This is a genomic window from Pseudoxanthomonas yeongjuensis (assembly GCF_010093345.1).
GTDB classification, from domain to species: Bacteria; Pseudomonadota; Gammaproteobacteria; order Xanthomonadales; family Xanthomonadaceae; genus Pseudoxanthomonas_A; species Pseudoxanthomonas_A yeongjuensis.
In genome coordinates, this window is the sequence record NZ_PDWT01000001.1 from 669,056 (window position 1) to 688,104 (window position 19,049).

5 protein-coding genes are annotated in these 19,049 nt (G+C 64.8%); 1 reads left to right on the plus strand and 4 read right to left on the minus strand.

Annotation, left to right across the window (positions count from 1 at the left end; genetic code table 11):
- The first annotated feature begins 28 nt into the window (after positions 1 to 28).
- Positions 29 to 379 (plus strand): helix-turn-helix domain-containing protein, encoded by a 351-nt coding sequence (locus CSC74_RS03020; protein ID WP_281349722.1) that lies wholly within the window; start codon positions 29 to 31, stop codon positions 377 to 379.
- Between the two features lie 333 nt (positions 380 to 712).
- Here the strand turns inward: CSC74_RS03020 and CSC74_RS03025 are convergent, their stop codons facing one another.
- From CSC74_RS03025 to CSC74_RS03040, 4 genes are all read right to left on the minus strand, one after another.
- Complete coding sequence (locus CSC74_RS03025) at positions 713 to 13,540, minus strand: autotransporter-associated beta strand repeat-containing protein (RefSeq protein ID WP_162312926.1); 12,828 nt, start codon at positions 13,538 to 13,540, stop codon at positions 713 to 715.
- Positions 13,541 to 14,023: 483 nt separating this feature from the next.
- Positions 14,024 to 14,425 (minus strand): hypothetical protein, encoded by a 402-nt coding sequence (locus CSC74_RS03030; protein WP_162312927.1) that lies wholly within the window; start codon positions 14,423 to 14,425, stop codon positions 14,024 to 14,026.
- Positions 14,426 to 14,741: 316 nt separating this feature from the next.
- On the minus strand, positions 14,742 to 15,368 hold the full coding sequence (locus CSC74_RS03035; protein WP_162312928.1) for a response regulator: 627 nt from the start codon (positions 15,366 to 15,368) through the stop codon (positions 14,742 to 14,744).
- Between the two features lie 135 nt (positions 15,369 to 15,503).
- On the minus strand, positions 15,504 to 18,854 hold the full coding sequence (locus CSC74_RS03040; RefSeq protein ID WP_162312929.1) for a PAS domain-containing protein: 3,351 nt from the start codon (positions 18,852 to 18,854) through the stop codon (positions 15,504 to 15,506).
- Positions 18,855 to 19,049: the final 195 nt, after the last annotated feature.

Below are 19,049 nucleotides of genomic sequence, written 5' to 3' on the forward strand. Positions count from 1 at the left end.
GCTATTAAGAAAGGCACTTATGGCCTCCATGGCCCTGCGCATACGGCGATGCCGTACGCTTATGAGAATATCCCAAAGTGAATTGGCCCATAGGGTTGGTGTCCATCGCAGTGCGGTGACGCAATGGGAGCGCGATGGCGGCACGCATCCCTGCATCGACCACCTGGCCGCCATTTCCATTGCGGCCAATGTCCCGTTCGACTGGCTTGCTACGGGGCGCGGCGATCCAACTCGGTGCCCCGAAATCGAAGTTCCCGCCATCGCGTTCGACTACGCCGTGAATGAGGCGGAGGCGAAATTGTTGGAAGTGATCCGTCGATTGCCTAAGAGAACGCGAAAAGCAGTGTGTGACCTGGTGGAGCTGATCGCAGTCGGATAGCCGGAACAGCGCGGCTTTAATCGAACAGCCTTGCCCCAATTGGACTCACTGACTGCTCGAATTGCCGACTTGGAGGCACATCAGCGGCGCTCAAGCCCAGTAACACACGGCCCAGACGTCACGTCTTTAACACGCCCCGAGCTAGTAAACCTGTGACATCGTCGAGCTAGGGGGTATTAGCCATAGCTTTACCGAGCCCGGTTGGGGTTCAGGACGTTTCTGACCCTCATACTGCATCTTCTTAATTTCGCATAATGTATATTATGTAAAATATACTCGGTGGAGGCGACTGGGCTGGACCTGGACTTCGACGCCGCCTTCCCAGCGCCGGTTTCACCAGCGCACCCGCACACCGAGGTTGGCTTCGCGCTGCTCGTAATCGGTGCCATCGAGTTGCTTGCCGACCGACAGCACACCGAACAGGCTGATACGCCGGCTCAACATCGCTTCCACGCCGACCTCCAACGTTGCGGACGCGCCCAGTTGATGGTTCGGCAGCGCTTGCGTATCGCCTGTCGCTCCAGCTGCCATCAGAGTCACGCTGGTATCGTTCTGCCCCATGATTTTCTGCACACCGAGCGTGGCCCAGGGCCGGATCATCGCTCCATCGTCGCGGGCGATCTCCTTCTCGATGCGTAGCGCGGCGCGTGCCGTGGTCACCAGGTCGTCGTCGAATCCAACCTCCTTTCCGGCCTGGTCGATCTTGCTGCCCCAACCCGCCGCGCTGATCGTCAGCTGCGCCTGTGGCTCGAGCGTCCAGTCGCTCTGGATGCGATAACGATGCCCCACGCGTGAGCTCAGGGTCAGGCTGTTGCCGGTGATGTGTTCGCTGAACCCGTCCGGGGTGCGGATGTCCGCGCGCGGCAGCTGCCCGGTGAGTACGAAGTTGAGGTAGCCACCGGTGTCCCAGGTGTGGCTCATGTACATGCCGGCGACCAGAGTGTCGATCTGTACGTGGGCGGCCCCCGAGCCGGGTAGATCGGTGGAATTGACGCCGGTGGTCCAGTAGTTGCCGTGCCGGTAGCCGAGGTAGATGCCGCCGCGCAGCGTCCGTCCCGGGCGATCGAAGGCGCTATCGACGCCCACGTACAGACCCACGTCGTCGCCGGAAACTTCGAAGCCCGGATTCGCGCCCAGTTCGGTTTCGCTTCCCGTGGCCGCCACCCAGACGCCGCGGCAATCGTCGATCACTTCGGCGCCGGCCTGCTGTACTGGCCATTCGGGGGTGATGCCGCACTGGGGCGACTCGCGGCCGCGGACGCCAGCCAGACGTTGATGGATGAGGTTATCGCTGTTCTGAGCGGCCAGCAGCCCCAGGCTCGGCAGCACGCCATAGCCGGGAACCTCAGGCAACACGCCAGCTTCGGCATTCAGGTACCAGTTGTTGTCCGCTTGTTGCCCGAAACTCCACGGATAGATGCTGCCTTCCAGGCGGATGACGTCCTGGGCCGGCACGAAACCGCCGGCGGTGGCGAGGTCGTCGTTCGGGCTGGAAATGACCAGGATCGATGCCGTACCGCCTTGCGTGAAATCGCTGCCGTCGCCTGCAAACGCCACGCGGGTAGTGCCGGCCACGTCGCCAGCGATATCCAGTCCGCCTGCACTCAACGAGCCTGGCGACACCGTCAGCTGCAGCGAGCCATCATTGCCGGTGTAGTTGCCGCTGATCGCCAGCCGGTTCGTCCCGACATCGATCAAGCCGGCGTTCTCCACGCTGCCGCCGATCGCGGCAGCGATTCCAGCCATCAGCCGCGAGGTGCCATCGATCGCCAGCACACCGCCGCCCAGGTCCAGTTCATCGGCCAGGTTCAGCGAACTGTTGTTCAACAGCTCCACCCGTTCCCAGCTCGTCAGTGCCGGCAAGGTCCCGCTTTCCAGTTCGAGGCCGCTGAAGCTGAGCAGATCGCTACCCAGGCCGCCATCCAACGAGGTGACGCCGCTCGGGTCGCCTCCGATGAAAGCCACCGTATCGTCGCCACCGCCGAAGGCGAATGCGCCGCGCACGGTACCCTGCGAGGTGAAGCTGTCGTCACCGTCGGTACCGGCATAGCTGCCTTGCACGTCGAGGACGGCACCGGCGGCGACCGTGGTGGTCTGGGCCATGATGCTGCCGTCGGCAGTCACGTTCAAAGTACCGCCCAGCACGTTGACGGTGTTGAAGTCCGAACTGGCCGGGCCGTTGACGTTCAGTACGCCGCCGCCGGTCTTGCTCAGCGTTTCGAAGTCTTGCACCGCGCCCAGGTCGGCGACGGTCGTGATGTCGGCGTTGAACGTGTCGTTGCCTGCGCCCGCCACCACCGTGCCGGCGATGAGGGTGTCGTCGTGGATGGTCAGCATGTCGTCGCCATCGCCGAGGACGAACGTTCCGTCGACGGTATCCAGCGTGCCGGCCACATCGAGCACATCGTTGCTAGCGCCGAGGTCGCCCGTCGCCAGCAGGGTACCGCCCTCGCCCACCGTCACGGTGTTGACGCCGGTACTGCCGGCAATCGCCACGGCTGTACCGCCGGCTGCGTCCAGCGTGCCGTCGACGTTGAGCACGGTGTCGTCGGCCATTGCCACGCTCGGCGTCTCCAACTGGCCGGCCACGGTCAACGTTCCTCCGCTGACGGTGGTGCCGCCGGTGAAGCTCTGAACTCCGACCAGGGTCGCTTCGCCCGCGTTGTCTTTTTGCAGGTATTCGAAGTTGATCGTGTTGGCAGCGTCGAAGGTAAAGGCCGAGGCCGTATCGAGTACGACCGTGTCGCCGCTGCCGTGGCTCCCGCCGCTGATGACATTGGCCAGCACCGCGCCGTCCTGCAACGTCAGCACGTCCTCGCCACCGCACATGTCGATGGTGCCGGTGCCCGACACGGTGCCGGCCACGGTCATGGTGTCGTCGCTGTCGCCGCAGCCGAAGCTGCCGTCGACGTTCAAGGTCGCGCCACTGGCCACTACCGTGTCCAGTACGCTGCCGCTTGCGGCGACGATGCTGCCGCCTGCGGTCACGTCGAGCGTGCCGCCGTTGACGGTGACCAGGCTGAAATCGGACACGCCCGGCCCCGTAATGTTCAACGTGCCGATGCCGGTCTTGTCCAGCGCTTCGAATCCGCTCACCGCACCCAGATCCGCCGTCGTCGCGATATCGGTGTTGAAGGTGTCCATGCCGCTGCCGCCGATCACCGAACCCAGCACCACGGTGCCGTCGTGGAGGGTGAACGTGTCGTTGCCATCGCCCAGCAGCAAGCCGCCTGCTCCGGTGTTCAGCGTGCCGGCGATATCGAGTACGTCATCGCCCGCGGTACCGCTGTAGCTGCCCTGCACGTCGAGGGTGGCGCCGGCGGCGACCGTGGTGGTCTGTGCCGATACGCTGCCGCCCGCCGTCACGTTCAAGGTGCCACCCAACACGTTGACCGTGGTGAAGTCGGAACTCATCGGGCCGTTGATGTTCAGCGCACCGATGTTGGTCTTGCTCAGGGTCTCGAAATCCTGCACGGCACCCAGGTCGGCGATGGTTGCGATATCGGCATTGAAGGTGTCGTTGCCTGCTCCTGCCGTCACCGTGCCGATGATGTTGGTGTTGTCGTGGATGGTCAGGGTGTCGTCGCCATCGCCAAGCGCGAACGTACCGCCCAGCGTGTCGAGGGTGCCGGCCACATCGAGCGTGTCATTGCCGGCGCCGAGATCGCCGGTGGCCAGCAACGTGCCGCCCGCGCCTACCGAGACGGTATTCGCACCGATGCTGCCCGTGATCGTCGCTGCCGTACCACCGGCAGCCCGCAGGGAACCGTCGATGTTGAGCACGGTGTCGTCGGCCATCGCTACCGTCGGAGTTTCCAGCGTGCCGGCCACGGTCAGGGCGCCCTCGTTCAGTGCAGTGCCGCCGCTGAAGCTCTGCGTCCCGGTCAGGGTTGCTACGCCGCTGTTGTCCTTCTGCAGGTACTCGAAGTTGATCGTGTTGCCCGCATCGAAGCTCAGCGCATTGGCGTTGTTCAGCACCACCGTGTCGCCGGTGCCGTGACCGCCGCCACTGATGACGTTGTCCAGCATTGCGCCATCGTTGAGGGTCAGCGTATCGTCGCCATCGCACAGGTCAATCGTGCCGCTGCCCGACACCGTGCCCGACACCGTCATGGTGTCGTTGCCGGCGCCGCAGCCGTAGCTGCCATCCACATTCAGGGTCGCCCCACTGGCGACCACGGTGTCCAGCGTGCTGCCGGCGGTGGCGACCACGCTGCCGGACGGCCCGATGTTCAGCATGCCGCCAAGCACATCGACTTCCTGCAGGTCGGTCGCGCCCGGTCCATTGATGTTGAGGATGCCGGTGCCGGTCTTGGCCACGCCCTCGAAGTTCACCAGTGCGCCCAGATCGGCGCTCGCATTGATGTCGTAAGTGCGGGTATCCAGACCAGCCCCGCCGTCGACGGTGCCGAGCACTACGGTGCCATCGTGCACGATGAAATTGTCGTCGCCGTCGCCCAGCGTGAAGGCGCCGCCGCCTGTGTCGAGCGTGCCCGCCACATCCAGCAGATCGTCACCCGCCGTGCCGGAGTAACTGCCGTTGACCAGCAGCGTGGCGCCCGCGGCGACCGTGGTGCTCTGCGCGCTCACGATGCCGCCGGCGGCCACGTCCAGCGTGCCTTCCCGCACTTCGACGTCGATGAAGTCCGCCACGCCGTTGACCTGCAACGTGCCCAGGCCCGTTTTTCCCAGGGACTCGAAGTTGAACAGGTCGGTCAGCGCCGCGGTGCCGGCGCTGATGTCGGCTTCCAGATTATCGATGCCGTCTCCGGCATCGATGCCGCCGAGGATCGAGGTGTTGTCGTGCACGATGAGGGTGTCGGCGCCCGCGCCCAGCCCGAAGGCGCCGCCAATCACGTCCATGTTGCCTGCCACATCGAGCACATCGTCGCCGTCGCCCAGGCTGCTGCCGCTGGCCGCGACCAGCAGCGAGTTCTCGGCCACGACCACCGTGTTGACCCCGGCGCTGCCGGTGATTGCGATTGAGTCGATAAACAGCGGACCGCCGCTGGCGAACCCTTCCACGTTGAACACGGTGTCGTCGGCCATGTTCAAGGTCGTAGCGTAGAGCACACCGCTCAGGTCCACTGTCAGCATTCCCTCGTTGAGGTCGACCGTGTTCCAGCTCTGCGTACCCATCAGCGTCGCTTCGCCCACGTTGTCTTTCTGCAGGATCTCGAAGTCGGTCGTGTTGCTGGCGTCGAATGCCATCGCGCCGGCGTTGTCGAGCACCACGGTGTCGCCGGTACCCGTGCCGCCGCTGATCGCGGTGGCCAGCACGGCACCATCGTTGAGGGTCAGTGTGTCGTCGCCACCGCACAGGTCGATGGTGCCGCTACCCGACACCGTGCCCGATACCGTCATCGTGTCGTTGCCTGCGCCACAACCGAAGCTGCCGTCGACGTTCAAGGTGGCGCCACTGGCCACCGTGGTGTCCAGGGTGCTGCCGGCGGTGGCGACCACGCTACCGGCCGGCCCGATGCTCAGCGTGCCGGCGAGCACGTCGACTTCCTGCAGGTCGGTCGCGCCCGGTCCATTGATGTTGAGCACGCCGGTGCCGGCCTTGGTCACGCCCTCGAAGTTCACCAGCGCGCCCAGATCGGCAGCGGTATCGATGTCGTAGGTGCGGGTGTCCTGGCCGGCGCCGCCGTCCACGGTGCCGATCACCACGCTGCCGTCGTGCACCACGAAATTGTCGTCGCCATCGCCAAGGGCGAAGACGCCGCCACCGGTGTCCAGCGTGCCGGTTACGTCCAGCGTATCGACACCAGTGCCCAGGTCGCCGGTGGCCAGCAACGTGCCGCCCGCCCCCACCGTAACGGTGTTCGCACCCGTGCTGCCGCTAATCGATGCCGCCGTGCCACCCGCTGCCTGGACCGAGCCATCGACATTCAGTTCGGTGCCATCGCCCAAGGCGATGGTTGGCGTTTCCAGCATGCCGTCCACGTCCAGGACACCGCCATTGATCGTGGTGCCGCCAACGAAGCTCTGCGCTCCAGTGAGGGTGGCGGTGCCGCTATTGTCCTTCCGCAGCAATTCGAAATCGGCCGTGTTGCCCGCGTCGAAACTCAACGCACCAATGTTGTCGAGCACCACGGTGTCGCCGGTACCCGTGCCGCCGCTGATCGCGGTGGCCAGCACGGCGCCATCGTTGAGGGTCAGCGTGTCGTCGCCATCGCACAGGTCGATGGTGCCGCTGCCCGACACCGTGCCCGATACCGCCATCGTGTCGTTGCCTGCGCCACAACCGAAGCTGCCGTCGACGTTCAAGGTGGCGCCACTGGCCACCGCGGTATCCAGGGTGTTGCCGGTGGTGGCGACCACGCTACCGGCCGGCCCGATGTTCAGGGTGCCGGCGAGCACGTCGACTTCCTGCAGGTCGGTCGCGCCCGGTCCGTTGATGTTGAGGGTGCCGGTGCCGGTCTTGGTCACGCCTTCGAAGTTCGCCAGCGCGCCGAGGTCGACGGTGAGGTTGATGTCGTAGACGCGCGTGTCCTGGCCGGCACCGCCATCCACGGTGCCGATCACCACGCTGCCGTCATGCACCACGAAATTGTCGTCGCCATCGCCCAGCGCGAATACACCGGCGCCAATATTGAGCGTGCCCGCCACATCCAGCACGTCGTTGCCGGTGCCCAGGTCGCCGGTGGCCAGCAGCGTCCCGCCCGCCCCCACCGTAACCGTGTTCGCACCCGTGCTGCCGGTGATCGCCGCCGCAGTGCCGGCGCCGCCCTCCACCGTGCCGTCCACGATCAATGCGGTGTTGTCGGCCAGATCGATAGTCGGCGTCTCCAGCGTGCCGTCGATGTCCAGCGTGCCCTCGGCAAGGGTAGTGCCGCCGCTGAAGCTCTGGCTGCCGGTCATGGTGGCGGTGCCGGTGTTCTGCTTGAGCAACGTCTCGAAGCCGGCGGTCTGGCCGCCGTCGAAAGACATTGCCAACGCGTTGTCCAGGACCAGTTGATCATTGGTACCAGTGCCGGCGTCCACGCCACCGCCGGCGATCGAGGTGCCGTCGCTCAGGGTCAGCCTATCGTCGCCACCCCCCAGCCCGAGGGTGCCGGCGCCGGTATCGAGGCTCCCGGCCAAGGTGACCGTATCGGCCCCGTCGCCCAGGTCGCCGTCGGCGACCAGGCTGCCGCCGCTGTTGACGTTTATGGTGTTGGTGCCGGCACTGCCGATCATGGTGGCTGGGGCGCCGCCGGCGCCCTCGACGGTGCCGCCCACATTCAACGTGGTGTCGTCGGCCATGGCGACGGTCGGCGTCACCAGGTTGCCGTCCACGTCCAGGGTACCGTCGTCGATATTGGTGCCGACGCTGAAGTCGTGGTCGCCGATCAGGGCCAACTCGCCGGAGTTCTGCTTGGTCAGGATATCGAAGGTGTCGATGTTGCCGCCGTCCAGGGTGTAGCCCAGCGCGGTGTTGACCACCAAGGTATCGGTGCCGTTGCCGCCGGAGGTATCCACGCCGTTGCCCAGGATCTGCGCGCCGTCGTTGAGCACCAACGTGTCGTCGCCATCGCCCAATTGCAGGGCTCCGGTGCCGGAATCCAGGGTGCCGGTGAGGTCCACGATATCGTTGCCGCCACCCAGGTCGCCGCTGGCCAGCAGGGTGCCGCCGGTGCCTACGATGACGGTCTGTTCGCCAGCGTCGCCGGTGAGCACGGTCTGGGTGCCGCCTGGCGCCTGCACCATGCCATTCACGCTCAGTGCCGAGGTGCCGGTCATGGCGACGGTAGGCGTTTGCAGCGCGCCGTCCACCTGCAGCGTGCCGGCGCTGAGGGTGGTGGCGCCGATGCTGTTGCTTGCCGAAGTCAGCACGCTGGTGCCGGTGCCGATCTGCGCCAGAGTGCCGGGGCCGCTCAGAGTACCGTCGAAGGTGAAGGTGTCCCTGCGATTCAACGACAGGGTCGAGGTCGGCGAATCCACGATCACGTTGCCGGCGCCGGCGTTGCCGGTGTCGCCGCCGTTGCCGATCATCAGGTTGCCGTCGTTGATGACCGTGTTGCCGGTGAAGGTGTTGTTGCCGGTGAGTATCCAGGTACCGCTGTCGTTCTTGGCCAGGGTGGTGGCGCCGGCGCCATTGTCGCCGATGGCGCCGCCCAGGGTGTTGTTGCCGGTATTGGTGCCGCCCAGGGCGATGGTGCGCGCGATATCGGTGCCGGTGAGGCTGACGACTCCCGTGTTGGTGAACTGCAGGGCGCCGGTGCCGGAGGACTCGATGAAGGTGACGCCGGTATCCAGGGTGAACTGGCGGTCGGTGGTGTCGCCGGCGCCGGTGTAACGCAACGTGGAGCCGTTGCCGATCACCAGGTTGGCGGCCGCATTGGACGAAGCGCCAATGCTGCTGGCCAGGCCGCCGTCGGCCATCTGGTCGACGCTGAGCACGCCGCCGTTGATCCGGGTGACGCCGGTATAAGTGCTGTTGGCGTTGGTCAGGCGCCAGGTGCCGGCGCCGGTCTTGGTCAGCGACGTGGCGCCGGTGCCGTTGTCGTCCAGTTGCGCGGAGAAGACGTTGTCGCCCGTGTTGGTGCCGGTCAGCGTCAAGGTGCGGGCGGTGTTGGCGCCGGCCAGGGTCACCGGGCCGCCGTAGGCGAAGTCGATGGTGCCGGTGCCGGAGGATTCGATGGTGCCACCGTTCGCACCCAGCGTGAACTGGCGGTTGGTGCTGTCGCCACTGCCGACATAGCGCAGCGCGCCATTGATCACCAGGTTGGCGGGCGCGGAACCGGAGGCGCCGATGGAGCTGCTGACACCGCCATCGGTCAGGCAACTAACGGTGAGGCTGCCACCGTTGATGACCGTGGGGCCGGTATAGCTGCTGTTGCAGCCGGTGAGCGCCTGGTTGCCACCGCCATTTTTGATCAGGCTGCCGGTGCCGCTGATGGCCCCCGCGTAAGTGGTGCCGCCACTGCTGAGCGTCAGCACGGCATCGCCCAGGCTGATGTTGCCGCCGTTGGCGCCGCCGCCGTTGAGGGAGGTCACTACCGTGTCGAACCCGTCCAGGTCCAGCAGCACACCCGCGGTGTTGTTCAGGGTCATGATCCCCTGGGGGCCAAAGGCATTGGTTCTCGCTGCGCGCAGCACACCTCCCGAGACCTGCGTATTGCCGGTGGACGTGTTTGTCCCGGACAGGACCAGAGTGCCCGCGCCCCCTTTGTTCAAGCTGCCGCCGCCGATCACCTGGCCGGTGAACTCCAGCGTGGTCGACGCATCGGTCACGCCAATCGTGCTGGTGCCGCCGGCAAGCTGAAAGCCGCGATCGATCGTGATGGTGTCGCCGGTGTAGTTCAAACCACCGCTGTTGAGAACCAGGTTGGTGGAAGCACTGCCGGATGCGCCGATGCCGCTGGCGATCCCGCCATCGGCCAGGCAGTCCACGCTCACGGTGGCGCCCTGCAGGCTGGTAGGGCCGGTGTAGGTATTGTTGCAGCCATTGAAGGTCTGGGTGCCGCCACCGGCGCGCGTGATGCCGCCCGTGCCGCTGATGACACCCGAGTAGTTGCCGCCGTTGCCGTTGATCGTCAGGGTGGCGGCGTCCAGGATCACGTTGCCGCCGTTGGCGCCACCGCCGCTCAGCGGACCGATGGCGTTGTCGAACCCGTCCAGGTCCAGCAACACGCCCGCCGCGTTGGCCAAGTTCATGGGTCCACCGGCCGCGCCGAAGGCCTGGGTCGAGCCGGCGCGCAGAATGCCGCCGTTGACCGTGTTGCCGCCGCTGTAGGTGTTGGTGCCGGACAGCACCAGCGTGCCGTCGCCGTTCTTGGTCAGCCGGCCGGCGCCCACCACCGCGCCGCTGACGGTCAGCGCAGTCGCGCCACCGCTCACGTCGACGGTGCCGTTGCCGGCGCCCACGGTGAACCCCCGGTCGATGCTGGTGGTGGCACCGGTGTACTGCAAACCACCGCCGGCAAGCACCAGATTGGCCGAAGCGCTGCTGGCCGCGCCAATGCCACTGACCAGGCCGCCATTGGCAAGTGTATCGACCGACAGCAAACCGCCGGTGACCGTGGTGATGCCCGTGAAGTCGTTGGCGTCGTTGGTCAGGGTCAGGGTGCCGGCGCCACTCTTGGTGAAGTTGGCGCCGTCGATGCTGGTGACCAGACCGCCGAAGATCAGGTTGGCGCCGGCGTTGCTGACTTCGATTCCGCTGCTGATGATGGCGCCGGACTTGGCGAAGGTGAAACCGCGATCGCTGGCGTCGCCGGTGCCGGTGTAGCGCAAGGTGGCGCCTTCCAGCAGCAGGTTGGCCGAATCGGCGGACGAGGCGCCGATGCCGCTGGCCGTGCCGCCATTGCCGATATCGGTGACGGACAACGTGCCCTGCACCACCTGGGTAGCGCCGGTATAGCTGTTGTTGGCATTGGTCAGAGTGACCAGACCGGTGCCGGCCTTGGTGAAGCCGATGCTGCCGCCGTTGTCGACGATCTGCGAGGCGATGGTGAAATTGCCGGTGCTGTTCTGCTGCACACCCAATGTGCCGCCGATGGCGCCGGTCAGCATGCCGCCGGTGATCATCTGGTTCGTGTTCGCCACCGAGGGCGCGACGATGATGGTGCCGTCCACGCCCAGGGTCTCGCCGGCCTGCACGGCCACGGTGGTGGACGTCGGCACGGTGTAACGCAGGCCGCCCAGCTGCACGCTGCCGTTCACCGCGCCGAAGAAGCCGTCGACATCGGTGATGAACTCGTTGTCCAGCCAGTTGGCCGCGTTGTCCTTGTCGGTGTAATCGGCCTCGGTGAAGGCCAGGATGTTGCCGCCGACCACCTTGGCGTAGTCGGTGCCGTTGACCGTGGCCCAACCACCCAGCGCCGTATTGGTCGTGGTGATGTTGCCGCTGCCCGGCAGGTTGAAGTTCATCAGCCCACCGGTGCGGGTGATGGCGCCGAGATTGACCGTCAGGCTGCCGCCGGTGCCGGACGTGGCATTGATCGTGTTGTTGCCGGCGCTGATGAACACACCGTCGAAGGTTTGGGTATTGTTCTCGCCCGCTGCGCCGGTCACGTTGATCCGGCCGCCGCTCATGTTCAGCGTGGAGGCGCTGGAAATGATGCCGCTGGCCGGCCCGCCGGCGCCGCTGAAGTCGAGGTTCAGTACGCCGCCGCCGATGGTGGTGTCTCCGGTGTAGGTGCTGGCGCCGGTCAAGGTCTGGGTGCTGGCGCCCAGCTTGGTCAGGCCGCCGCTGCCGGCAATGTTGCCGGCATAACTGGCGGTGACTCCTGTCGCCCCCTGCAGCGTCAGCGTGGCGTTGCCCAGGTCGAGCGTGCCGCCACTCCCCGACAGGGTGGTGAGCGTCTTGTCGAAGCTGTTCATGTCGAGCGTGCCGCCGTTGACGACGAAGGCGGTGGACGCGCCGAAGGCGCCGGCCGACCCCGCACGCAATACGCCACTGTTGACGATCGTGTTGCCGGTATAGGTATTCGTCCCGGTGAGCACCCAAGTGCTTGCCCCTCCGCTGCGCAGGTTGCCGGCGCCCGAGATCACCCCCGAAACCACGTTGTCCGCGCCGGTGAAGCTGCCACCCAGGGTAGCGGTGCCGCTGAGGCCCATGCCACCGCTCAGCGTCAGAGCGCCCGTCCCGTCATTGCTGAGCGTGCCGCTGAGGCCCCAGGCGCGATTGGTGCTGGCGCCCGCCCCGACATAGCTCAGGGTGCCGCTTATGCCTGTCCCGCCCCCCGTGCCCAGCGAACTGGCGACGCCGACATTCGCCAGAGTCGCCGCTTCCACCTTGCCCGCACCGCCGATGCTGCCGCTCGCGAAGGTGTTGGCATCGCCAAGCCTCAGGACGCGACCAGCATTCGCGTTGAAGGCGACCTCATTGCCGCTGATGACGCCAAGCAGCTCAAGGTCCGCGGTCTGCGCCGTGAAAGAAGGCGTCTGGGCGAGAGAGGTCCTGTTCACCGAAATGGCGCCTGTCAGCGTCAGGGTGCCGGTGCCGCTGTTGGTAAGGCCCGCGCCGCGATAGCCGTTGGAGGTCAGGACCCAATTGCGGTTCGACACATCGCCATCGCCGACATAGGAAACGGTGCGCGTGCCGGTGGTTCCGCTCGGATTCGAGATGCCGATGGTGCCGTCCGCAACGGTGGTGGGCGCCCCCAGCGAACTGGCTTCCCCCAGATTGCCGATCGAAGTGAATGTGGAACCGCCAGCGCCGTTGAAGGCGGTCGAACCGGTGTAGTTGTTCGTATCGTCGGTCAGGTTCACCCCGGGACTGACGGTAAGGCCACCAGTGCCGGTGAAATGGGCCCCGCCGATACCCGCGCCGGCGACGCCGACTCTCCCCACCCCGCTGAGTGTGACGGTGCGTCCAGCCAGACTGCCGCCTGTCGTGCCGATGCTCAGCGAGCCGGCCGATATCGTGATGTTGTTGCCGACGTCGCCCAGCGCCGCGGCGCCGCTGGCAGACAGCGTGCCATTGACGTTGATGTCACCGACGAAGCTGTTGGTGCCCGTCAGGTTGAGGCTGCCGCCGTTGTTTACCCGGGGCGCACTGCCGAAACTGTTGTTGCCCGAGAGGACCAGCGCGCCGGCACTGACGACCACGCCGCCGGCGAAGCTGTTGTTGTTTGACAGGGTCAGCGTACCCCCGCCGGCCTTGGTCAGCCCGCTGGTGCCATTGATCAGCGAGGAAATGGTGGCAGCGCCGGTCGTAACCGAAATGGTGGGATCCACGCCATCCAGGGTCAGGGTGCCGCCGGTGATCGAGTAACCGCTGGTCTGGAACGTGATGTTGTGGACGGTGATGGGCCCGCCCAGGGTTACGGCGCCGGCAGTGCCAGCGAAGAAGGCATCGTCCAGGGCCGCATTGTTCCACGGGCTGAAGGGACCGCTCACGCCATCGCTGTTGGTGCTCCAGAAAGCATTGCCCGTATTCCAGGTGTCGACCCCGCCCAGGCCGATGGCGGTGCCGTTGGGATCCCACCACCGGTCCGCCGCCTGCGCAGGCGCGCACAGTGCCAGCAGCGCCATGAGGATGCCCAGGCGCAGCGGCCAAGCCTGGGCCGGCGGTGAATCTTCGAATGCGTCTTGAACCTGCGCCACGTCGGCCGCAGCGACCCGGCGGTCGATTGTCCGGCCGTTCTTGCCACCCGGGGTGGCCAACTCCGAAGCGACCACCCAGGTGCGCAAGGCCTTGGACCAGAGAATGCGGAAAATGCGGTTCATGACCTTGCTCCTAATGACATCCGTGTGGCGGACGCGACAATCGATGGGCGGCACAACGCCGACGTAAGCTTGCAGAACGATCAACGGCACGTAGCGCGGTCCAGGACCGCGCAACGCTTCAATTCAGAAAGAACGGTATCGGGTGCGGTCTTGCGCGCCAGGACGGAGCCGGGCTGTGGGCCAGGCCCTGCGAAAGAGGGCAAACAAAGTCTTTCGGGCATCGCCCCCACAGGGACGGAAGCGTAACCACAAGACGACGGACAAGACCCGCGTCGGGCAGCGGAAATCCCCCTGCAGCTTTCATCACCATGCCCCCAAGAACGGTCGATGCAGTGTGCAACCTTCTACACCGATACGATTGAACATTCAAACCCGACACGCCCTCACGATCGAATGCTAAAAAGAACAAGCCACCGCCGATATTGGGAAAAGTCTGAGGACCTGGACCCTTGTGGCTCGATACGAACATAGCCCCCCGCTTGCTCACGCCACAGAATCGAGTTCATCGACATCGGCATATGCCGCGGCGCGATCAAGGGCCCCCACGAGACGGTCGCGTGCGCAGCCAAACTGACGCGTGAAATCGCTTGAACCTGTCGCAGCACAGGTGCGGGCACGCTCGATAGCGGACACCGCCTCGGAGATGAGCTCGTCGGCCATACTCTCTTCGCCGATTTGTCGGCACCCGATCGATATGCGATGCACCAGCCGCAGAACCAGGAACCACTGCCCGCAGGCGGCGGCTTGTTCCATCGCCTGGAGATCCTTGCTGACCGACAGGTGGAAGACCCGCAGGATCGTCCTGATCTTGCGGCCATCGCCTTTCAGTAGCGTTGCAAGAACGGGATACGGCGAAGTTTGTTCGTGTCCCATTTTCATATTCATGCCTTGGACCATCATCGCTTGGGAGTGCAGGCGCAACCTGCGCGCAAGGAATTTTTGCCCTGCTATTGGGCGCTCCCCCGCATCGGGGCATTGTGGCCACGCCCTGGTTTTCTCGCTTGAAAGCCATCGTAGGGCCAAGCATCAGGAAACGATATTGGGAAAAGTCCTAGCGCGTAGCAGGCGCTTTCCTTCGAGACGCGTCGCTTCGCGCCCCCGGCACGCGATATGGTGCGCAACCAGTGCCCTGTCATCGCTTCGGGGGGGGAAGGGGGGGAATCACACCCCGACCCTGCGCGGCACGACAGCGCCTTCAGACTCAGTCTGCCAACAGGTAATCCAGACCGTGGTTCGCCAAATAAGGGCCAATCTCTGTGTTGGCGCGCAACCCCAGCTTACGCAGTGCGTTGTACTTGTGGGTCGTGACGGTCTTGTAGCTGCGCTCGCTATCGATCGCCAATGCCTGCAGGTTGTTTCCCTTGGCGAGCGCTATGAGAATGCCTTGTTCGGCTGCCGTCAGACGCCTCCAAGGGTGGCTTCGCGCCGCCTGAAGATCGATGGCCGGATCCACAAACTGTCCGCCATCGACGACCGTGCGCATCGCCTCCATGGCCGAGAACGGCCCACTGTTCTTCGAGACATAACCGGAAGCGCCCAGGTCGAGCGACGCCAGCGCCAAGCACGGATGCACATGGCCCGTGTACACGATGACCCGCAGACCCGGACAAACGCCCATTACCGCTTTCAGAAGTGGAATGCTCGTCGGCGAACCGGGCATCTGCAGGTCAAGAACAAGGTAGTCATAGCGCGCCTGGCCCAGCTTGTTCAAAAGACCGGGACCATCGATGATCGCCTCAATGCGGATATCGTCCGGAAACGCCGTCTTCAGCATCTCCGTAAGCGCGATGGCGATGATTGGATGGTCGTCTGCAATCAGAACTCTCATCAGCACGTACTCCGTTGTGCGCGTTATCGCCGGGTGGAACTCCGCTCTTGCAACCCGCCTCGTCCGTTCAAGACACGCTGAAAAACCTGTCCCCGACCCCCAAAACCATGAAAGCGATTTTTGCTGCTGGGGCCTTCATCCCCCACCCTCCGCGGGCCGGTCTGTCTCAAGGCAGGTTCGGACGTGCGCCAATACCCGCTGAAGTTCATGGCATGCGGTCGCGAACTGGCCGTCGAGCTCGGCATCGCCCTTCGCTTGAGCTTCGAGGAAGTCCAAAGCGATCGCAGCGGATTCTTCGCCCAGTTGCCTGCATCCTGATTTGAGCTTGTGCGCCAGGTCGCGCACGCGTCTCCAGTCGCCGGCGGCATACGCCGCATCCAGCAGCTCGCAATCGGCGCGGGTCGAACTCTCGAACACGCCCAGCACATGGCGAAGCTTCTGCTCGTCGTTTCCGAGGATGTCCGCGAGTTCGCGGAAGCGCACTATTGCTCCGCCAGCCGGTTGATCGGCGGCGACCGGGGTGGAAACGGCGGCCAGCGGCAGGAGTTCGGCCAGGACCCGCTTCAGGTCGCGGATCTGTAGTGGTTTCGCCAAATAGCCATTCATGCCCAAGGCAAGGCAGCGCTCGCCTTCGCCCTGCAACGCGTTGGCTGTAATTGCGACGATAGGCAATCTGGAAGCTCCACTACTTTGCTCATGGACGCGGATCCGGCGGGTGAGCTCATATCCGTCCAGCCGCGGCATGTGGCAATCGGTCAACAGCAGGCCATAACGATATCGGCCTTGGTGGAGCATCGTCCAGGCGCGCGCGCCGTCTTCCGCCACGTCGCACGCATAACCCAACCGGGCCAATTGTCGACAGATCACCACGCGGTTGGTGGGATTGTCTTCCGCCAGCAGGATCAGCCGGCCAGCCTCTTCTTCCTGTTCCCTGGAGAACGACGCCGCGCCAGCGCCATCCATCTGATCCGCGGCGATGGCCGGTACGGGCGCGCTGATCCGCCCAAGCGCTACCGCGATGCCCGGGATCAGATTGGCGCGGGTCAGCGGGTTGCCGTTGATCAGCGTCGCGTTCGGAATCAGCTGCGCGTGCAGGGACTCCGTGGAACGCACGACGACAAACGGCACGTCGCGCAGCGCGATGATTTCGTCGAAACGCCGACGCAGACCCGCGCATTCGGAGATCGACCAGTCCCGGTCGACCAGGACGAGGTCGAACGAACGCGTCGGCGCGCCCGATTGCGCACGCGCCAGAAGTTTTTCGGCGGAATCGAAGAACTCGACATCAACAGCGAACTGTCCCAGAAGATCGGCGAGAATCCTTTGTCGCAGTTCGCGCGCCACCAGCGCCAACACTCGAACCCCGGCGATCGAATAGCCCCAGTCGTGCTCGCGGGCCGTCACCGTTCTGAAGGGAACCACCACACTGAACTTGCTTCCATGAAGCAGCCGGCTTTCGCTTTCCACCCATCCGCCCATTAGCTCCGTCAGATGCTTGACGATGCTCAGCCCCAATCCCGTTCCGCCAAAGCGGCGCGTAGTCGCCGCGTCGGCCTGCTGGAAAGGCTGGAACAGGTTCTTGACCGTGTCCTCATCCATGCCGATTCCACTGTCGGCGACTTCGAAGCGAACCTGGGCCGGGCTCTCATGTTCTGCGTCGCGCCGCTCCAGCGATACAGTCACTACCACGCCGCCCCGATCGGTGAACTTGATGGCGTTGCCGACGAGATTGGTCAGTATCTGGCGCAATCGAACCCTGTCTCCGATGACGCGGCGCGGCACATCCGGAGAGATATCGATATCCAGATCGATGCCGCGCTGCGTTGCATGCAGGCCAAGCGATTCGCCTACGCTCTCGGTCAAGCGTCGCAGCGACAGCTGCGCATGTTCCAGTTCGAGCTTGCCGGCTTCGATCTTCGAGAAGTCCAGGATGTCGTTGATCACGGTCAGCAATGCGAACGCCGAGTCCTTGCAGGTCCCGAGCATCTGGTGCTGCTCGGGACTCAGCGGAGTTTCGAGCAGCAGCTCGATCATGCCAATCACGCCGTTCATCGGCGTCCTGATCTCATGGCTCATCATGGCCAGGAAACGGGCTTTCGCCTCCGTCGCAAGCTGCGCCTCACGGGCCGTATTGCGAAGGTCCGCCTTGAGGTTCTCTTCTTCGGTGATGTCGCGGGCAATGCCGATCATCCATCGGCGCTCGCCGATTCCGGGATGTATCCGCGAAACCAATGTCGCATGCACGGCGACCCAGCGCATCTGCCCGTCGGGGCGCAATATCCGATACTGGTCGATGTAGTCGCTGCCGTCCCGGGCTACTTCGGCGATCCTGTCCAGGACCCTCGCGCGATCTTCGGGGTGAAGCGCTTGAAAGAAATGCCGGCGCGTGACTGTCTCTTCGACGCCATAGCCGTAAATGCGGCGGACATTGGCGTCCCATTCGATGGGATCGTCGAGCCCTGAATCATCCACTTGGTCGGCCTCGGCCACATCGCGGAACTCGGAATGCCAGGCGCCCAGCTGCCCGCTTCGCAAGGCCAATTCCAGGTTGGTGCGGGCCTCGGCCAGGTCCAGGGACGCGAACTGCGCTTCGTGGACCTTCTGGCGAAGATCGGCTTTCAGGTTTTCCTCGTCGGTGATGTCCCTGACGATGCCGGTGGTGTGCCATTGGCGCTTGCCGGTATCGGGATCGACTCGCAACGACCGAGCCGCCGACACCACGGTCGTTCGCTCGCCGCCGTCGGGCCGGATGATACGGTACTGATCCGAATACCCCGCGTCATGGTGTTGCAAGTACGCCAGCCCCGCCAGCACCCGCTCGCGGTCTTCCGGGTGCAATGCCTCGAAGTACTGCCGGCGGGTGATGCGCTCGGTCGCGCCACGACCGAAGATGCGGCGAACATTGGCGTCCCAGTCGACGGGTTCGTCGGCCCCCGGATCCAGCGTTTCCTCATCGACATCGCGCACGCTGTGCCAGACGCCCAGTTGTCCGCTCCGCAGCGCGAGATCGAGTTCCGTCCGCGATTTCTCCAACTCCATCAGGGAACGCTCGGCGTGCCGCTTCGCCTCGGCCAGTTCCAATTCCTGCCGCTTGCGGAGGGTGATATCGCGGTTGACCCCGATCAGACAGGTCGGCCCGCCAGGCATGTTGTGACGGATAGCCGAACCCTCGACCCAGTACCAACCACCGCCTTTGACCGGAACCCGGAATTCGTAATCGACAGCCACCCCCTCCTTCAGGGCACGCCGGACCGCATCCCTCAAAGGCCCGATATCATCCGGATGCATGTGCACCGCCAATTCCGCGGCCTTGTACGACCCTTGGCCAAGACCGAACAGCCGACGCTCGAAAGCGTCGAGATCCAACTCGTCGCTCTTCGAGTCCCATGCCCAGGTCCCCATTTGCGCTGCGCGCAGCGCCATGCCTAAACGCGCATTGCTGACTTCCAGTTGCTGGCGCAGCTCTGTTCCATCGGAAGTATTCATCGACGCCCCCAGAGTGCCGGAAGGCCGGGCTTGCGAACCGAAGAACGATGCCTTGCGCGCATAGGGAGAGCGGCCGCTCCCATCCGCCGGATGGTCCTCGAAGAACCTGCGTACCTCTCAATCGGCCGGTATGGCAGGGCCCTGGGCGATCGACGGGAAATATCGCTGTGGAGTGGCGCTGAATCCCGAATCGTC

Bases quoted from the DNA above. Each gene is read 5' to 3' on its own strand.
- CSC74_RS03020 (WP_281349722.1), top strand. From the start codon at position 29: ATGGCCCTGCGCATACGGCGATGCCGTACGCTTATGAGAATATCCCAA.
- CSC74_RS03025 (WP_162312926.1), bottom strand. From the start codon at position 13,540: ATGAACCGCATTTTCCGCATTCTCTGGTCCAAGGCCTTGCGCACCTGG.
- CSC74_RS03030 (WP_162312927.1), bottom strand. From the start codon at position 14,425: ATGAATATGAAAATGGGACACGAACAAACTTCGCCGTATCCCGTTCTT.
- CSC74_RS03035 (WP_162312928.1), bottom strand. From the start codon at position 15,368: ATGAGAGTTCTGATTGCAGACGACCATCCAATCATCGCCATCGCGCTT.
- CSC74_RS03040 (WP_162312929.1), bottom strand. From the start codon at position 18,854: ATGAATACTTCCGATGGAACAGAGCTGCGCCAGCAACTGGAAGTCAGC.